Genomic DNA, 18,178 nt, shown 5'->3' on the forward strand with positions numbered 1-18,178 from the left:
CCAAGAAATGGGAGGAAATCGATGTCAGCAATTGATGCTCAGCAGCGCAAAGTCATGGACAGTTACGGGAAGATTCCTTTGACTTTTGTGGAGAATTGCGGTCAGACTCAAGCGAATATTAGATACTACACGAAAAGATTAGGCTATGGAGTTTATTTCACTCCAAACGAGGCGGCATTTTTCTTTACCGATAATTCACGACAAGAAAATGTTGAACAGTCACTTTTCCTACAGTTTCCAAATGCAAACCCAGCAGTTAAACTGGAGGGCCGTGTTAAAGGATCAGAGAAAGTTAACTTCCTAATCGGGAATGATCCGACAAAATGGCATACGGGTCTTTCTACTTATCAAGAGGTCGTATATCGAGAATTATGGTCAGGCGTTGATTTGGTATTCTACGAGGGTGAAGGAAAGCTTAAATATGATGTGATACTTCAACCTCATGCCAAGGTAAATGATGTTCAACTCACTTATCATGGTTCGGATTACTTATCTTTGAATGAGGAAGGGGACCTTCTTGTTCATACCTCACTTGGTGTCTGGACCGAGAAGCAACCCGTAAGTTATCAGGAGATTAACGGAAAGAAGATTTTCGTTGAAAGCCGTTTTGTATTGAAGGAAACCGATCAAGGAGATCAGGTTTATGGTTTCGAAATAGGGCAGGATTATAACCCAGATTATGTACTGGTCATTGACCCCATATTGATGTATTCCACTTTCCTAGGTGGTAGTGTTGGCCCTGATGCAGGTCAAGGGATTGCAGTTGATACGGCGGGTAATGCTTACGTGACGGGTTTTACTGCAGGTAGTTTCCCAACCACTAGTGGGGCATATCAGACGGTCTTTGGTGGCGATTCCGATGTTTTTATAACTAAAATGAATTCAACAGGTAGAGCACCCATCTATTCCACCTACCTGGGGGGTAGTGGTACTGATGTTGGTCAAGAAATCACGGTTGACACTTCGGGTAATGCTTACGTGACGGGTTATACCACCTCGAATGATTTTCCTACTACAGTAGGAGCATTTCAAATTTCACTTGGAGGCGTAGGCGCGACTAATGCCTTTGTAACTAAATTGAATGCAACAGGTACTTTGGCCCTCTATTCTACTTACTTGGGCGGAGATACAGTTGATATAGGATATGGTATCGCGATTGACGCTTCGGGTAATGCTTACGTAACGGGATCAACAACATCGGGGAATTACCCGGTTACAGCTGGTATATTTCAAGGCACACTTGGAGGACCAGGTGCTACCAATGCTTTTGTAACTAAATTGAATGCAACGGGTACAGCACCATTGGTCTATTCCACTTATTTGGGAGGAACTGTTGTTGATGTGGGGCATGGCATTGCGGTTGATGCTTTGGGCAACGCCTATGTAACAGGTAGCACAACTTCTGCAGATTTTCCGACTATATTGGGTTCAGCTCAAACAACATATGGTACAAATGGTGATGCTTTTGTAACGAAATTGAATGCAACGGCTACTGCTCCACTGATTTACTCGACATATCTAGGTGGTACTGATCTTGATATAGGATATGGTATTGGGATTGATGCTGCGGGCAACGCTTATATGGCGGGATATACTGCATCGACCGATTATCCGGTTCTAGCGGCGTATCAGCCCACCAATCTGGGGTTAACAAATGTTATTGTAACAAAATTAAATACAACAGGATCCGCACGTGTCTATTCTACTTATTTGGGCGGTTCTGGTTTAAGTGAGGCTCGCTCTATTGTAGTTGATCCTGCGGGTAATGTGTATTTAACTGGTTATACAGAATCGCCAAATTATCCACTCTCAGGTGGCGCAATACAAACCGTGCGTCTGGGGTCTAGAGATGCCTTCATTACACTATTTAATACTGCGGGAAATGCTCTTGTTTATTCCACCTACTTAGGTGGTGATGTTGTTGATGAAGGGCTTGGTATCGCGGTAGATAGTAATTTTAACTTATATGTTACAGGATCTACCACTTCACTCAATTTTCCAATAACACCAGGGGCCTTTCAGACATCATTGCCTGGAACAAGTAGTGGTTTCATAACTAAGATTGGGACACCGACTCAATTGCTAGGAGAGACAGGGGCAACAGGTGATCCAGGGGTAACCGGTCCAACAGGACCTACGGGAGATACTGGAGCAACAGGTGCAACGGGTGATACTGGAGCAACAGGTGGAATTGGTGCAACGGGAGACACAGGAGCAACGGGAGGAACTGGTGCAACAGGAGATACAGGTACAACAGGAGCAACAGGGGATACAGGAGCAACAGGAGGAACTGGTGCAACGGGAGACACAGGAGCGACAGGTGGAACTGGAGCAACAGGTGCAACAGGTGCAACAGGAGATACAGGTGCAACAGGTGCAACAGGAGATACAGGTGCAACAGGAGCAACGGGCGACACAGGAGCAACAGGTGAAACTGGTGCAACGGGCGACACAGGAGCAACAGGTGAAACTGGTGCAACGGGTGATACAGGGGCGATAGGTGGAACTGGAGCAACGGGCGACACAGGAGCAACAGGTGACACAGGAGCAACAGGTGAAACTGGAGCAACAGGAGGAACTGGAGCAGCAGGTGAAACTGGAGCAACAGGTGAAACTGGAGCAACGGGCGATACAGGAGCAACAGGTGAAACTGGAGCAACAGGTGAGACAGGATCAACAGGTGAAACTGGAGCGACAGGTGAAACTGGAGCAACGGGCGATACAGGAGCAACAGGTGAAACTGGAGCAACAGGTGAGACAGGAGCAACAGGTGAAACTGGAGCAACAGGTGAGACAGGAGCAACAGGTGAAACTGGAGCAACGGGCGACACAGGAGCAACAGGTGAAACTGGTGCAATCGGAGATACAGGAGCAACAGGTGCGACAGGTGGAACTGGAGCAACGGGTGACACTGGAGCAACAGGAGGAACTGGTGTAACTGGCGACACAGGAGCAACAGGTGAGACAGGAGCAACAGGCGAAATTGGAGCGACAGGTGAAACTGGAGCAACGGGCGATACTGGAGCAACAGGAGATACTGGAGCAACAGGTGAAACTGGTGCAACGGGCGACACAGGAGCAACAGGTGAAACTGGTGCAACGGGTGAAACTGGAGCAACGGGCGACACAGGAGTAGCAGGTGAAACTGGAGCAACGGGCGACATAGGAGCAACAGGTGAAACTGGAGCAACAGGTGACACTGGTGCAACTGGAGATACTGGAGCAACAGGAGATACTGGAGCAACAGGAGATACTGGTGCAATCGGAGATACAGGAGCAACGGGTGACACTGGAGCAACAGGAGGAACTGGTGTAACTGGCGACACAGGAGCAACGGGAGATACTGGAGCAACAGGTGAAACTGGAGCAACAGGTGAAACTGGAGCAACGGGAGATACTGGAGCAACAGGAGATACTGGAGCAACAGGAGATACTGGAGCAACAGGAGATACTGGAGCAACGGGAGATACTGGAGCAACAGGAGATACCGGAGCAACAGGTGACACAGGAGCAACAGGTGAAACTGGAGCAACGGGCGACACAGGAGCAACAGGTGAAACTGGAGCAACGGGAGATACTGGAGCAACAGGAGATACTGGAGCAACAGGTGAAACTGGGGCAACAGGAGGAACTGGAGCAACAGGCGAAACTGGAGCGACAGGAGGAACTGGAGCAACAGGAGATACTGGAGCAACAGGAGCGATAGGTGGAACTGGTGCAATCGGAGATACGGGGGCAACAGGACCTACCGGAGATTCAGGAGGACCAATGGGGCCGATGGGACCAACCGGGCCAAGTGGAGATACAGGAGCAACCGGGGCAACAGGTGCGACAGGCGTAACCGGTGCAATCGGAGATACAGGGGCAACAGGACCTACCGGAGATTCAGGAGGACCAATGGGGCCGATGGGACCAACCGGGCCAAGTGGAGAGATAGGAGCAAGAGGAGCAACAGGCGACCCAGGGGTAACTGGAGCAACTGGAGCAACTGGAGATACAGGAGCAACAGGAGAATATGGAGAAGGACCGACGGGACCAATGGGGCCAATGGGACCGACGGGGCCAACAGGAGAATATGGAGAAGGACCGATGGGACCAACCGGGCCAGCAGGAGCGAAAGGAGCTCAAGGCGCGAAAGGAGAGCGAGGAGAGCAAGGCGCGAAAGGAGAGCGAGGTTCGAAAGGAGAAAGAGGAGAGCAAGGAGAACGAGGAGAGCAAGGAGAGCGAGGAGAGCGAGGAGCGAGAGGAGTACCAGGAGTGCCGGGAGTACCAGGAGTGCCGGGAGTGCCGGGAGTTCCAGGAGTACCAGGAGTACCAGGAGTGGAGGGAATACAAGGGATTCCGGGAATACCAGGACCGCAAGGAGTACCAGGACCGCAAGGAATCCCCGGTGTGCCTGGAGCACCAGGAGCCGAAAGTCGAGGAGGGGCTCAAAAAAGTAAAATAATAAAGAAAAGCACAAGCAGCGGATTAAGAAAAAAACCAAATCATCAAAATTTACTTGAGAACAAAAGACCAGTGAGAAAAGGGAAGAAGAAATGATTATGAATTTCTAATTCACTCAAAGCCTCGAACCTCGTTTAAAAGGTTCGAGGTTTCTTTTAAATGATGGCAAAAGTTGACATAAATTAGTTGATTAATGTAGCTTAGAATTAAGTTCCTATATTTAGGAGGTAATTATGAAGAGAAGACAAATCGCCCTACTAGTCTTTGTCGCAGTAAGCACAATAGTTGTTATCGTCTACTCATTAAATTCTAATGCATCCAAGGAATCAATCGAACATAACGCCAAGGAAATTGTAGCGAAAATGACTGACAAAGAAAAGATCGGTCAACTCGTTATGTATACACCTACAAACGAAACAGATCCATTTTCCAAAAGTATGATTAAAGAATACTTTGTGGGTAGCGCTCTCTTAAATCGTCGATATGAAACAGCAGTTGAGACAGCAAAGTTCATTAACCAATTGCAGCAATGGGCATCCGAATCTAGATTAGGAATACCCATTTTCATTTCAGGTGACATGGAGTATGGAGTGGCCCAAAGAGTTCCTGGTGAAGCTACGGTTCTTCCAAGACAAATGGCGATTGGGGCAACACAAAATGTAGAATACGCTGAACGAGCTGCGAAACTAACGGCGATTGAAGCTAAAGCTATGGGATTCCATTGGAGTTTCTCGCCGGTAGCAGATGTAAACTCCAATCCTCTAAATGCAGTTATTGGCGTTCGCTCATTTGGAGAAGATACGAATTTGGTTAGCGAAATGACGGCTGCAGAGATAAAGGGCTATCAGAGTGAAGGGATCGCATCCAGTGCTAAGCATTTTCCAGGGCATGGGGATACGGGGTTCGATACACATTTTACTTTGTCCACTATATCTTATAGCGAAGAAGTTCTGCGGGAAGTACATCTTCCTCCATTTAAAGCGGCTATCGACCAAGGAATCGAGTCTATTATGACATCCCATATTATCATTCAAGCTATTGATCCAGATTTACCTGCAACTTTGTCAAAAAAAGTTCTAACAGGACTTTTGAGGAACGATCTCGATTTTCAAGGAATCATTGTTACCGATGCTATGGTTATGGAAGCCATTTCGAAAAATTGGGGAGCCGGAGAAGCAGCTGTTATGGCTATTAATGCTGGAGCAGATATTGTTATGGCTAACGGATCCGCGTCTGATCAACTAGATACCTTGAATTCTCTATTCCAAGCACTACAAGCAGGCAAGCTGGAGAGAAGTCGTATAGATGAATCTGTGGAACGGATTATTACATATAAATTAAAGATGAACATGTTTGAACATCGATTGGTAGACATCGATAATGCCACAGAAGTGGTAGGAAACAAGGAACACAAGGAGTTAGCAGAACGTATTGCTATGGATTCTGTAACACTAGTCAAGAACGATAACATTTTACCATTTGATCCTCAAACCGAAGAATCCACGCTAGTAGTGAGTATGGCTTATGCAGATCAGATAGCTGAGACTGTAAGAAAAGTTAGCAAGGGTAAAGTAATCTCGTTTCAAGTAGCCCGAGCGAAAGGAGAAAAGCTGGATGTAACGCAAGATAGTATTAACACCGTGATTAATTTGGCCCAAAGTATGGATCGAATTATGATTTTCACATATTCGGATCGAGAAATCACGCAAGGACAAATTGATTTGGTTAACAAATTAAGTGATATCGGAAAGCCTGTTGTTGCTGTTTCGCTCGGAAATCCGAATGATATTGTAGGATATCCAGATGTAGCTGCATACATGGCAACCTATGCCTTGGATACCTGGTATTGGCTGACTCCCGTTCCTGTATCCTGGGAATCAGCCGTTCGTGTTATATTTGGCTCAGAACCCAAAGGGAAATTGCCAGTAACCATAGACGGTAATTATCCGCAAGGTTTCGGGTTGAGTTATCCATAACTTGGCAGGGGTTATCAATAGAGTACTCATTATTAAGCATTGATTGACATTGATATATTATTTCACTATACTGTTTTTAATCTAATATAAGATATACGTTGAAAGAGCCCAGTAGCAGCTTAATCCCTGTTCTAGAAAGCCGGGGGTTGATGAAACCCGGTACACATTAAGTTAGCGAATTACACTCTGGAGTGTCTCAGGTAATGCTGAGCGGAATGGCGAACGATAACTCGCCGAGAGTGGCATGAATGGTGCGCATAAGCGCGTGTAATCCATTGGTGCAATCTGGGTGGTAACACGGTTATTCAATCGTCCCTATGTCTACAATAGACAAGGGGCGATTTTTTGTTGTTCAAAAAAGGAATGATATTTCGTTATAGGATATCTACTAAATCTAAGGAGTGGTATAGCTGTGAATATTATCGATGAACTAGAATGGCGTGACGCCATTAATCAACAAACAGATGCCGAAGGGCTTAGAAAATTGACTGAGCAGAAAGCTGTCTCGTTATACTGCGGCGTGGATCCAACGGGTGACAGCATGCATATCGGTCACTTGATTCCATTCATGGTGCTGAAACGATTCCAGCTCGCTGGCCATCGTCCGGTTATTCTAATTGGGGGTGCAACCGGTACGATCGGTGATCCAAGTGGACGTCAATCAGAACGCTCGCTGCAAACCTTGGAACAAGTCCAAGCCAATGTTGATGCACTTACCGCACAAATGAAAAAGTTGTTTGTGACCGATGGAGATAATAAAATTCGGATGGTAAACAACTATGACTGGACCCACAAAATTAATGTTATCGAATTTTTGCGTGATTATGGTAAAAACTTCAGCATCAATTCGATGCTTGCAAAGGATGTTGTGTCTAGTAGGCTAGATAGCGGTATTTCTTTTACAGAATTCTCCTATCAAATCTTGCAATCGTTGGACTATCTGCATCTGTACCAGAATGAAGACGTGCAGTTGCAAATCGGTGGCTCTGATCAATGGGGCAATATCACAAGCGGCCTTGACTTGATTCGTAAAAAAGAAGGGTCTGAGGCAGTAGCATTCGGACTTACGATCCCACTTATGTTGAAAGCCGATGGCACGAAATTTGGTAAAACAGCGGGAGGCGCGATTTGGTTAGATCCTGCTAAGACAACGCCATTCGAATTCTACCAGTTCTGGGCGAACACCGATGACCGTGATGTTGTAAAATACCTGAAGTACTTTACGTTCTTGTCTAAAGAGCAAATTGACGAGTTGGCTGAAAAGGTACAGACTGAACCACATAAACGCGAAGCACAAAAAACGCTGGCCGAGGAAATGACGAAATTCGTACACGGTGAGGAATTGTTGGAACAGGCGAAACGTATAACTGCCGCTTTGTTCAGTGGCGATATTAAATCACTGACAGCTAACGAGATCGAGCAAGGCTTCAAAGAGATGCCGACGTTCGAAGCGTCGCAGGAATCGAAGAATATCATCGACTGGCTTGTCGATCTTGGTATTGAGCCGTCTAAGCGGCAGGCACGTGAGGATATTACAAAAGGTGCACTTTCGATGAATGGTGAACGCATTACCGATTTAGAGTTGGAAGTGACAGCTGATCAAGCGATCGGTGGCCGTTTCATCCTTATCCGCAAGGGTAAGAAAAATTATAGCTTGGTGAAATTGTCCTAGAAGAAAGAATAAGAGAAGCCCCCAGAGTTTGAACTGTGACCCGTAAGATGGAAACTTTGAAAAAAGTGACCCTCTTACGGGTCATTTGTGTTTTAATCGAACTATTGAAACAAAACCGTGGAAGAACTCATCAATAAAACGAGAGGTGATTTAAAGATGTTCAACGAAAATGAGATTAAACAGCTAGAGGGGAATCCAAATGTCGAGAACGTGACGGAGAAGAGTATTACGTATTCACCTACGTTTAAACTTGCAGCAGTTAAGGCCTATAAAGAGGGACAAACCCCGATGGAGATTTTCCTCAAAGCCGGATTTAATATGGATATTATCGGTCGTAAGAAACCCAAGCATTGCCTAAACCGTTGGCGTAATTCTTACCAGGCTCATGGAGAAGATGGACTGCTTGAGAATCATCGGGGAAAAGGATCTACGGGCAGAAGACCTGCAGGAGAACTCTCCACCGAAGAAAAACTAAAACGTGCGGAAGCACGAATCAAGCTACTTGAGATGGAGAATGACTTTTTAAAAAAGCTCGAGGCGCTCGAAAAGCAGAAAATGCTGAGGAAACGTTGACACCCTCCGAGCGCTTCCAGATCATTAACCACACCATCCGCAAGCACGGCCTACAGCGTATGACGCGCTACCTATGCAAGTTGGCCCATGTGAGTTTAAGCGGTTATTACCGCTGGCTTGCGGCTGAGGAATCCAGACAGTTACGAGAGGAAGCAGATGAGCGTGACGCTTTCCTTATCCAAAAGCACTTTGACGATTTGAATGGTAAAGCTGGAGCCTTAGTAGTGAAGATGAGACTTGAACGGAAGAGCAGCGTTGTCATGAACCACAAGAAGATTCGAAGATTAATGCGAAAATATAACCTTATTGCTACGATTCGGCAAGCCAATCCCTATCGTAAGATGGCGAAAGCTACAAAAGAGCACCAAACATGTCCAAATCTACTAAAGCGTGAGTTTGACCAAGGAGAGCCTGAGAAGGTACTGCTGACGGATATAACCTATATGCACTATGGGCATGGACAATGTGCCTATCTGTCCGTGGTGAAGGATGGATCGACGAGACAAGTTTTGGCTCATTATCTCTCCTCCTCTTTGGCCCTATCGCTAGTGGAACGGACTATGGAAAGGTTGCTGGATCGACTGGATAGCAATATTCATCCTGAGGCCATTTTACACTCTGACCAAGGGATGCATTATACTCACCCAAAGTTTCATCTTCTCGTCAATAAGGCTGGCATTAAGCAGTCCATGTCCCGCAAAGGGAATTGCTGGGATAATGCCTCGATGGAGACATTCTTCGGTCATATGAAGGATGAGCTAGAGTATAAATCGTGTACGACCATTCAGGAATTACGAGTTCGAGTAAATGACTATATGGAATATTACAATACGGAGCGTTACCAGTGGACATTAAAACAGATGACTCCTGATGAATTCAGAAGTCATCTGTTGACTGCCTAACGAAAGGCTCTTTTTCAGAACTGTCTACAAATAAGGTCACAGTTCAGTTCAAATGGGAGGCTTCTCTTTGCATTAGGAGTGGAGTTAGCAACATACTATATGGGTTATGAGCGCTCAGGCAACCTTCTCATCATTTACTTCTGTTAGACTCATCGATATTCTTGTAATATCGTTCACCACTTTTGGGATTATACCAAACTTGTTGTTTAATACCGGTCGTAGGATCAATAAAGATCTCATTCGTTTTTTGAAAGCCGGAGGGAGGTTCATTAATTTGATGTTTTAATCGATTGTGACGATAAATAACTGTTCCAATGATCGATAATATGATAACCGATAGGGAGATAATTAAGAATAGTTTATCTTGATATGACATGGTTACACCTTCTCTATAACAACCGCTGTACCGTAAGCTACGATTTCAGACATGGTCTGTCCGATTTCACCAGAATCGAAACGCATCATCACGATGGCATTTGCACCCATGTTATGTGCATTTAGAATCATTCGGTCGATAGCGGCTTTACGCGCGTCTTCGATCATCTCCGTGTATTCTTTGATTTCTCCGCCGAAGAGACTGCGAATGGACGCCGTAATATTTCCTCCAAGACCACGACTTCTTACGACGACGCCAAAAGCATGACCTAATACCCGATCAATACGATGTCCTGAAATATTTTCCGTTGTAACGACTAACATAACAACATTCACTCCTCGCATTTTCCATTATATTCAAATAATAACACAGTAGAAAAAAGGTAGTGCAGTAATATTACGATGATTTATAATAGAAGATTGAAAAAGAAGATGATTATTAGTACAGTTGACTGAAGCGCTATTTGTGTAAAATTAAGATGGTTCATAACCAAAATCAGCGCTTGTCCTTAAAGCGATACCGAAGATGATAACGAACCGCTGTAACGGAACTCAGAGACCTTATTCATGGTATACTCAACTTTGCTGGATTTTAACGGAACCAGCAGACGTTATTTCATCTTATTCATGCACTAGAGCATCATTTGGAGGAGATAAGGTCTTTCAGTTCCGTTAGAAATTTTTGTGACCCTCATAACTCAAAATAAGGGTTACTAGCGGTTCAACCCCCTAAATTTGGACACTTTCCACATCATTCTTAAGAAATCTCATCATAGCGCAATTTTTTGTGGGGGAATCAACCCCATGGTCATCAAACGTAAGTATTCCTTGGGTGGCCAATCCTTGAGACTGCCATGGATCCGTTCCGTATTGTAGTACCGAATGAATCGATCTACTTCTGCAAAGGCTTCTTCGTAATTTTCAAAACAATTGCGTTGGTAACATTCTCGCTCTATGATGCTGTGATACGACTCAATAAACGCGTTTTTGTTTGGTGTTTGGTTGGGGATCCGTTCGTGCTCTATGCCAGTTTGTTCGCAAAAAGTATAGAAAGCTTTACTAATAAACTGTGGCCCATTATCGGTCCGTATGACCAACTTGTGTTCTTGTTCGTGTATTCGCCGCTTTAGAAGCGCCTTCTGTACCGTACGTAAGATGTCCTGCGTGCTGCAAACCTTTCCGCGATGATGGGCGACAATGTTCCGATCAAACACGTCAATAATGCTTGCCAGGTAGAAATGCTGACGTTTACCGGCTACGTAACCGTACTTAATGTCCATCTGCCATAACTGGTTAGGTCCATCCACAACTCGGTTATTTGCAAGCCTTTTGGGTACAGGATTTGTCAGTTCACGCTGCGGATGAAGGATGCCCATTTCTTTGCATAAACGGTATACTTTCTTTTTGTTAATGATTAATTTATATTTTCGCCGCAACAACGTAGTTAGCTTTCGGTAGCCGAACGCTGAATTTGGCCCTTGGATAAGGCGTCTGAGGTACCCTCTAATACGAGCATCTACCACCTGTTTTCCATCCTTGTCAAATGAGTAACCCGGAATAGGCCGGCCGCTACTGACAGGTTGTTGGTGTTCAGGATGTTGCAGACGATAGTAGTAGGTTGAACGAGGGATTCCACACAGACGTAGTACTCTTTGAATAGGATATCCCTGTTCAATCCAGTGTGTTGCTACTTCCAATCGGGATACTTTTTTTTTACCAAGTCACGAAGGATGTTGTTTTCGAGTTCTTTTTCTCCCAACAGCTTCATGGCACTGTCATATTTCTTCTGCAAATCTTCGTAACTGGCTGCATTCTGTTTCAGTTTCTCGGCATCGATTTGCTTCTTTTTCATAAGGTCGTCCACCTCATCCTGATATTGGCGGACCCAGTTGCTTAACGTTTTAGGAGACATTCCGTGCTTCCGGGCTACCATCTCTACTCGGTAACCGGCAAGCACTTCAACCACTAGCTCCTTCTTCGTTTCAACAGGGCACCTGAATCGTCTTTTCATCGATTTACTCCTTACTCATTTTAGTGTATATGAGGTGGATTGGAGTGTCCAATTGGATTAGGGGGCTATATAGCTAGTTCCGTTAGATTGATGTCCAAATTAGTCAAACCCTCATTGTGGGGTTGATCCACAAAAAATAGGCTCCATTTAGAAATCAGTTGTTACTGTACGAGTTGATTTAATCATAATATTAAGTTTGATTATAGGAGGTTATTGGAACAATGATTAAAGTATTGTTTGTATGTTTGGGTAACATTTGTAGGTCACCAATGGCAGAGGCTGTATTTCGCAGTCATGTAGAAAAATCTGGTCTATCGGATCGAATTGTTGTTGACTCTGCGGGTACGGGGGATTGGCATGTCGGACATCCTCCACATGAAGGGACTCGTAAAATACTAGAGCAGTATGGTATTGATTACACGGGTATGTTTGCTAGACAGGTTAGTAAGGAAGATTTCTATGATTTCCAATATATTATTGCTATGGATGATATGAACGTCACTAATTTAGCACCTTATTTTCCGGCAGATCGTAAGGTAGAAGTGAAAAAAATGCTTGAATTCGTCCCAAAACATGCCGGTGGAAATGTTCCTGACCCTTATTTCACAGGTAATTTTGAAGAGGTATATGAGATGGTGAACGAGGGCTGCGAAAATCTACTTAATTATATTCAGGATGAGCAAGAGTTGGGTTGAACCTAAAGGAGCGATAAAATGACCTTAGTTGCTATGAAACGGGAAGTATTTGATTCATTGGCTGATGAAAGACTGGGGTGGGCCTGTATGGAGCCGACCTTTATGCAAATACGAGGAAAAGATATCTCAGTGAAATCAGAAGCCATATCAAAGCTAACCGAAGGACAACGGGCTTTATGTATGTTCAGAGTGATGTATGATCATGCCAAGAACTCTGCAAGTGAGTACTATGCTTGGATATGCTACCTGTTGGATATACCGGATTTTTGGTCTGGGGTGATGAATGGTTTGAACTTCTTTAGGGATACTTCTATGATCGCTTTGCTTAATCAGACGAAAGAGGTTCTCGAAACAAGGAACCTCAAGTTGGGCAGACAGTGGAGTGATGCAACTCTGTTAGACTTAGACCGTGATAATGAACTTTTAAACACTATAAGTCGTTTGTTTGAGTCCTTTCAAGAGATTGCCCCAGCTAGTCTAAAACAAATAAGCACCTATATTCGATCCAATCCGCAGGAGTTTGTAATACTTGAAAACTAAAAGCAATAATTGCAGCTGGTTAGAATAAGGAGATCTTATGACACTACTTCCTATAGATAATGTGCTTCCAGAGTTACAGGAGCATTTAAGAAAAGGCTGCTCAGCAGTATTGTTGGCAGAACCTGGAGCAGGTAAGACGACGCGGACTCCGCTGAAATTATTGAATGAACCGTGGTTAGATGGTCATGGTATTCTTCTGCTTGAACCTCGGCGACTTGCCGCCCGTTCCGCTGCGACCTATATGGCGAAACAGCTTGGAGAATCGGTTGGTGAAACGATAGGTTACCGGATTCGGTCGGACAGTAGGGTATCTAGTCGCACTCGGATTACGGTCGTAACAGAAGGCATTCTGACTCGAATGTTACAGAACGATCCAGCCTTGATTGGAACAGGGCTGATTATTTTTGACGAATTCCATGAACGTAGTATTCATGCCGATCTAGGTTTAGCGCTAGCCTTACAAAGTCAGCAGCTACTTCGTGAAGATTTACGTATTCTAATCATGTCGGCCACACTGGATCCGGAGCCGATTGCGCAGCTATTGGGAACTTCATCGGTGATTCAGAGTTTAGGTCGTAATTATCCAGTTGAAACAAGGTATTTGACTACGTCAATAAAAGAACACTTGGAAGTAACTGTAGAACGTGCGATTACGAGCGCACTACGAGCACATCAAGGAAGTATACTCGTATTCCTTCCAGGTGCTCGAGAAATTCGGCGAGTAGAGCGTAGATTAGCGGGGATTATTCCAAGCGATGTCATTGTGACACCGCTCTTTGGAGCGTTATCGCAAGCGGAGCAGCAACGGGCGATTGAAGCAGCGCCGCCTGGCACACGCAAGGTCGTGCTGGCGACTTCTATCGCAGAATCAAGCCTCACGGTTGATGGCGTGACCGTCGTCATCGATAGCGGCTTGCGGCGCACTGCGTTATTCTCTCCACGCACCGGGATGAGCCGTTTGGTGACGACCCGTGCGGCGCGGGACTCGGCTGATCAGCGCCGTGGACGTGCCGGGAGAACTGCACCCGGCGTGTGTTATCGGTTATGGAGCGAAAGTGATGATCACGCGCTTGCGGAACGCACGCCACCAGAGATGCTAGAAGCGGATTTGACTCCGCTTGCACTGGAAGTTGCCGCATGGGGCGCTTCTTCGACTGATGAGCTGGATTGGTTAGATGCACCACCAGTCGCACCTTACAACCAAGCGGTACAAGTGCTCAGGCAGCTCGGTGCAATAGATGACGAGCATCGGATAACCAATCATGGGATTAAGATGAGCGAACTGGGTTTGCATCCGCGTTTGGCACATATGTTACTCCGGGCCGATGCACTTGGACTTGGCCGGGTTGCTTGTAGGCTAGCCGCGCTTCTTGAGGAGCGTGATTTGTTTAAAGGACAATTGGCTGGTCGTGATTGTGATATGGTAAGTCGTCTGTCTCTTTTGATGGAGTATGATCGTTCACCGAGCCAACTAGGGAATTCCCACTATGACGTAGACCAAGCCGAACTTCGGCGTATTCTAGATGTAAGTCGACAGTGGGAAAAGGGACTTGGTCTAGGGAAATTCTCCGAAGAATTTGAACAAGATTGGCAACGTTACTGTGGATTGTTGATTTCTTTTGCTTATCCTGATCGCATCGCTCGTCGCCGACCGGATGGGCGATACTTACTCCGTAGCGCTCGTGGTGCTGTATTTACTCATCAGCAGCCTCTAGGCATGGAGGATTTTCTCGCGATTGCTGAAGTGGATGATCAAGGAACGGAAAGTGTTATTCTTCTAGCAGCTTCGCTTACGGAGAGCGATCTGAATACTTATTATCGTGAAGATATGAGCGATGAGAAGAGCGTACAATGGGATGAAGATGCAGGGAAGGTAAAGGTTCGTCGTCGACTAACCCTGGGTGCGATTGTTCTTAAAGACGTTCCCGATCCTAATCTTACTCAAGAGGATATCACGCGAGCACTACTACAAGCTGTTAGGGTGCAGGGGGTATCCATTTTGCCCTGGAATAGTAAATCCCGTCTATTACAGGCTCGAATGCAATTCATGCATAAGCTTGATGAACGTTGGCCTGATGTATCCGATGAAGCTTTGACTACGGATTCGGAACAGTGGCTCGCTCCCTATATTTCGAACTTTCGGAAACGTGCGGATCTGCAATCCTTGTCGCTTTATTCCATTCTGGAAAACTGGCTAGGTTGGGATCGTACCCAGCAATTAAATACAGAGGCACCTACACATCTTATTGTACCCAGTGGATCAAAGGTACAGATCCATTATGATGATCCGCAGGCACCTTATGTTGCCGTCAGACTTCAGGAAGTGTTCGGTATGATGGAGACGCCTCGGATCGGCTATGGTCAAGTTAAAATCACTATGCACTTGTTGTCTCCTGCTAGTCGTCCGGTTCAAGTTACCTCCGATTTACAGAGCTTTTGGAAGAACACTTATTTTGACGTGAAAAAAGACTTGAAGGGACGTTACCCCAAACATTACTGGCCGGATGATCCGCTGCAAGCCACTGCGACACGCAAAGTCCGACCGGAGGCTGAAGGAAAACGATAAGGTTTAGGTTAATGAATCAGATGGCCTGATTTGGCTTTACGCACCCATTTTGCAGAATACCGGTTTACGATTTGTTTTAAGCCGAGACCTACAATCAGGGCCAGTCCAGCATAAATGAACATAATACAGATATCGCGAATTACAATGTCACCGACACTTCCGCCCACAGCTTCTCTTAAAAGGCTAATCCCATAAGTAAAGGGGAGGAAGGGATGAATCGCTTGGAAAAAAGGCGGTGTCACTTGGATGGGGAACGTACCGCCGGAACCTGCTAATTGCAGTACCATTAGTACGATAGCGAGTGCTTTGCCTACATTCCCAAATACCGATACCAAAGTATAAATCATGAGCATAAACACCGCACTAATCAATAGTCCATATACAATAAATTTGATGGGTTCCACCGCGTAGGTACCAAGTAGATATACATCACCAATGGTCACGAACAAGGATTGGAGCAATGCCAGTGTTGCAAAGGTTAGATAACGTCCAAAATATACTTGGTAACTCCGGTACTCGGCATTTTTGTTATGCACTTCTACCGTAAGCATAGATACTAGCAGCAGTCCTCCTACCCAAAGTGATAAGGTGGTAAAGAAGGGTGACATGGCTGATCCATAATTCGGAATCGGGAATAATCGGTTCTCTTTCAGAGTGACTGGTTCGGCGAAGAACTCGCTTTCTTTGGCATAGTTCAGGCTGAGCAGTGAGATAAGATCCTCAAGAGTACCTTCTTTCTCAAGCTTACTGATCTGATCTGTCAACTTTGAGATTTTCTTCTCGGCTTCGGGCAAATCACTACGAACGATTTCAGCTTCTTTGACGACTACGGATAATCCCTGGCTAGCATCATTCAAGACCGAACTCACTTTGGGTAAATCTGAGAGTGCCTCACCGAGAAGGCTGTTTGTATGGTCAACGGCTGTCTTTGCCTGCTCAAGAGCCAGTTTCATTTGCGGGATAATCTGTTCATCTAACTTTCCTGTTAGCTGATCGAGCCGGTTGGCTAAAGAATGGGCGAGAGTACCGAACTTATCCAACGTCTCCCCAGCAGATAGCTTGCCTTCAGTCAGCGTCAGGTTAATTTCTTCTGCGAACTTATTCAATTGCTTAAACTCTGAACTTACCTGCGCTAACTCTGATGCAGACTTGGACAAGGATCCGCTCGGATTCAGACCTCCTAGGCGTTCAAGCATTTCGCTGAGAGAATCCGTTGCTTTGGCAGCTGTGGCAAGCAACTGAGTAATCATTTTTGGCAAAATGTTCTCTTGGGGATTTTCTTGATTTACTTGATTTAACGCTGATTGGATCAAATCTGCCGTCTGGACCACCGCCTTAGCTGTCTGCTGTAACTGCACAATCATCTCTTTGGCGACCGGACCTGAAGAATCAATAACTTGCTGGCTATGCTCCAGAAATTGTGCAGTACTTGCGGCAAACTCCTGTCCTTTAGTAGCTAAATCGGTGGCACGCGGGATTTCATTTTGTACTTTAGATACAACTTCACGGCTCGTTTGTAGATCCTTGATCGCCGTGTCTGCTGCCCGGTTAATCTCGGGAAAGAGTGCCTCGATTTGCATAACGATACTTTTTGTTTTGCGAATAAGTGGGAGTTCCTGCTCCAACTCAACTCCGATTTTATTGAATATTTGAAAAATTGTTCCGTTCGCCGTTTTGATAAAATTTTGGTTGACCTCTTCAATGATCGAATTAGCTCCCTTAGATGTGATTTTCGGGGCAATCGCATTGATTTTCTCGTTAACAAAATATTCGATTTCTGCCTTCACTGGATTCGTAGATAGTACTGTGGCAATGCGGGCTGAGAAATCGGACGGGATAATGATGACTGCATAGTAATCGCCATGGTTTAGTCCAGTTAAGGCTTCGTCTTTACCCGTAAAAGTCCAGCCGATATTGTGGTTCTCTTTTAACGAATTCGCTATTTCATCACCAATTTTGAGATCCTTACCACGTAAAGTAGTTCCTTGATCTAGGTTGGTTACGGCAATTGAAATGCCGGAGGTTTGTCCATAAGGATCCCATGAGGCTTTGATATTGAACCAAGCGTATAAAGAGGGCAAAACGATCAAACCGATAATCATAACTGCGGCTACCCAGTTGGTGATAATACCTCGAAGATCCTGAAGATAGATGGAGAAGATCTTGTTCATCGAAATCTCCTACTTTAACGTTTTTTGAGTTAGTATTCCGCGAGTCCTACAAAAAAATCCATCAGCCTGTTATTAATAGGACTATGGATCTATAGACTCTTAGGATTCAGTTGTCGACAAAAAAAGTGACCGCTTTCAATTTTTCTATTGACGAGATAAGCAAGCTTGATTTATTATAGTCACATAACAAAAATAACCTTTGCATTTGGCGTGTTACCATTACATTTATGGGCATGAGCCAAGAAAAGCTG

The 18,178-nt window shown here is 45.2% G+C and carries 13 protein-coding genes and 1 other annotated feature; of the genes, 8 read left to right on the plus strand and 5 right to left on the minus strand.

Translation table 11 applies throughout. The features are described 5' to 3' along the window. Positions 1–21 precede the first annotated feature (21 nt). The 5 genes from NST85_RS13345 to NST85_RS13365 all read left to right on the plus strand — a co-directional run bounded on the left by NST85_RS13345 (position 22) and on the right by NST85_RS13365 (position 9,569). On the plus strand, positions 22–4,542 hold the full coding sequence (locus NST85_RS13345; RefSeq protein WP_341189537.1) for a DUF7948 domain-containing protein: 4,521 nt from the start codon (positions 22–24) through the stop codon (positions 4,540–4,542). A gap of 137 nt (positions 4,543–4,679) precedes the next feature. Next, complete coding sequence (locus tag NST85_RS13350) at positions 4,680–6,422, plus strand: glycoside hydrolase family 3 protein (RefSeq protein ID WP_127191448.1); 1,743 nt, start codon at positions 4,680–4,682, stop codon at positions 6,420–6,422. An 89-nt stretch (positions 6,423–6,511) separates the two neighbouring features. Further along, positions 6,512–6,742, plus strand: a binding site (T-box leader). A gap of 92 nt (positions 6,743–6,834) precedes the next feature. Continuing rightward, entirely contained in the window at positions 6,835–8,094 is a 1,260-nt protein-coding gene (tyrS, locus tag NST85_RS13355) for a tyrosine--tRNA ligase (RefSeq protein WP_127191447.1), read from the plus strand. A gap of 156 nt (positions 8,095–8,250) precedes the next feature. Continuing rightward, positions 8,251–8,667 (plus strand): HTH domain-containing protein, encoded by a 417-nt coding sequence (locus tag NST85_RS13360; RefSeq protein WP_246054465.1) that lies wholly within the window; start codon positions 8,251–8,253, stop codon positions 8,665–8,667. Further along, positions 8,664–9,569: an IS3 family transposase gene (locus NST85_RS13365; RefSeq protein WP_246054466.1), complete on the plus strand. Its 906-nt coding sequence runs from the start codon at positions 8,664–8,666 to the stop codon at positions 9,567–9,569. Before NST85_RS13360 ends, NST85_RS13365 begins: the two co-directional genes overlap by 4 nt. 130 nt (positions 9,570–9,699) lie before the next feature. On the opposite strand, the gene NST85_RS13370 is transcribed toward NST85_RS13365, so the two are convergent. The 4 genes from NST85_RS13370 to NST85_RS13385 form a co-directional block, all read right to left on the minus strand. Beyond that, on the minus strand, positions 9,700–9,945 hold the full coding sequence (locus NST85_RS13370) for a hypothetical protein (RefSeq protein WP_127191446.1): 246 nt from the start codon (positions 9,943–9,945) through the stop codon (positions 9,700–9,702). Between the two features lie 2 nt (positions 9,946–9,947). Beyond that, positions 9,948–10,268: a heavy metal-binding domain-containing protein gene (locus NST85_RS13375; RefSeq protein WP_127191445.1), complete on the minus strand. Its 321-nt coding sequence runs from the start codon at positions 10,266–10,268 to the stop codon at positions 9,948–9,950. A gap of 446 nt (positions 10,269–10,714) precedes the next feature. Next, on the minus strand, positions 10,715–11,641 hold the full coding sequence (locus tag NST85_RS13380) for an IS3 family transposase (protein ID WP_127195315.1): 927 nt from the start codon (positions 11,639–11,641) through the stop codon (positions 10,715–10,717). Then, positions 11,632–11,955, minus strand: a complete 324-nt coding sequence (locus tag NST85_RS13385) for a transposase (protein ID WP_127195314.1) — start codon at positions 11,953–11,955, stop codon at positions 11,632–11,634. Before NST85_RS13385 ends, NST85_RS13380 begins: the two co-directional genes overlap by 10 nt. 221 nt (positions 11,956–12,176) lie before the next feature. Here NST85_RS13385 and NST85_RS13390 point away from each other — a divergent pair, with 221 nt between their 5' ends. From NST85_RS13390 to hrpB, 3 genes are read left to right on the plus strand one after another with little or no spacing between them, the layout of a single operon-like run. After that, positions 12,177–12,650 carry a low molecular weight protein-tyrosine-phosphatase gene (locus NST85_RS13390; RefSeq protein ID WP_307396724.1) on the plus strand — a complete coding sequence of 158 codons (474 nt, stop codon included), beginning with the start codon at positions 12,177–12,179 and terminating at the stop codon, positions 12,648–12,650. An 18-nt stretch (positions 12,651–12,668) separates the two neighbouring features. Beyond that, positions 12,669–13,190, plus strand: coding sequence for a hypothetical protein (locus NST85_RS13395; RefSeq protein WP_341189538.1), 522 nt, complete (start codon positions 12,669–12,671; stop codon positions 13,188–13,190). A 37-nt stretch (positions 13,191–13,227) separates the two neighbouring features. Further along, entirely contained in the window at positions 13,228–15,756 is a 2,529-nt protein-coding gene (hrpB, locus tag NST85_RS13400; protein ID WP_341189539.1) for an ATP-dependent helicase HrpB, read from the plus strand. Positions 15,757–15,764: 8 nt separating this feature from the next. Here the strand turns inward: hrpB and NST85_RS13405 are convergent, their stop codons facing one another. Continuing rightward, positions 15,765–17,927: a YhgE/Pip domain-containing protein gene (locus NST85_RS13405; RefSeq protein ID WP_341189540.1), complete on the minus strand. Its 2,163-nt coding sequence runs from the start codon at positions 17,925–17,927 to the stop codon at positions 15,765–15,767. Positions 17,928–18,178 lie beyond the last annotated feature (251 nt).

Source organism: Paenibacillus sp. FSL K6-2524 (assembly GCF_038005525.1).
Lineage (GTDB): Bacteria > Bacillota > Bacilli > Paenibacillales > Paenibacillaceae > Fontibacillus > Fontibacillus anaericanus.

Bases quoted from the DNA above. Each gene is read 5' to 3' on its own strand.
- NST85_RS13350 (WP_127191448.1), top strand. From the start codon at position 4,680: ATGAAGAGAAGACAAATCGCCCTACTAGTCTTTGTCGCAGTAAGCACA.
- NST85_RS13385 (WP_127195314.1), bottom strand. From the start codon at position 11,955: ATGAAAAGACGATTCAGGTGCCCTGTTGAAACGAAGAAGGAGCTAGTG.
- NST85_RS13390 (WP_307396724.1), top strand. From the start codon at position 12,177: ATGATTAAAGTATTGTTTGTATGTTTGGGTAACATTTGTAGGTCACCA.
- NST85_RS13395 (WP_341189538.1), top strand. From the start codon at position 12,669: ATGACCTTAGTTGCTATGAAACGGGAAGTATTTGATTCATTGGCTGAT.
- NST85_RS13375 (WP_127191445.1), bottom strand. From the start codon at position 10,268: ATGTTAGTCGTTACAACGGAAAATATTTCAGGACATCGTATTGATCGG.
- NST85_RS13370 (WP_127191446.1), bottom strand. From the start codon at position 9,945: ATGTCATATCAAGATAAACTATTCTTAATTATCTCCCTATCGGTTATC.
- hrpB (WP_341189539.1), top strand. From the start codon at position 13,228: ATGACACTACTTCCTATAGATAATGTGCTTCCAGAGTTACAGGAGCAT.
- NST85_RS13405 (WP_341189540.1), bottom strand. From the start codon at position 17,927: ATGAACAAGATCTTCTCCATCTATCTTCAGGATCTTCGAGGTATTATC.
- NST85_RS13345 (WP_341189537.1), top strand. From the start codon at position 22: ATGTCAGCAATTGATGCTCAGCAGCGCAAAGTCATGGACAGTTACGGG.
- NST85_RS13360 (WP_246054465.1), top strand. From the start codon at position 8,251: ATGTTCAACGAAAATGAGATTAAACAGCTAGAGGGGAATCCAAATGTC.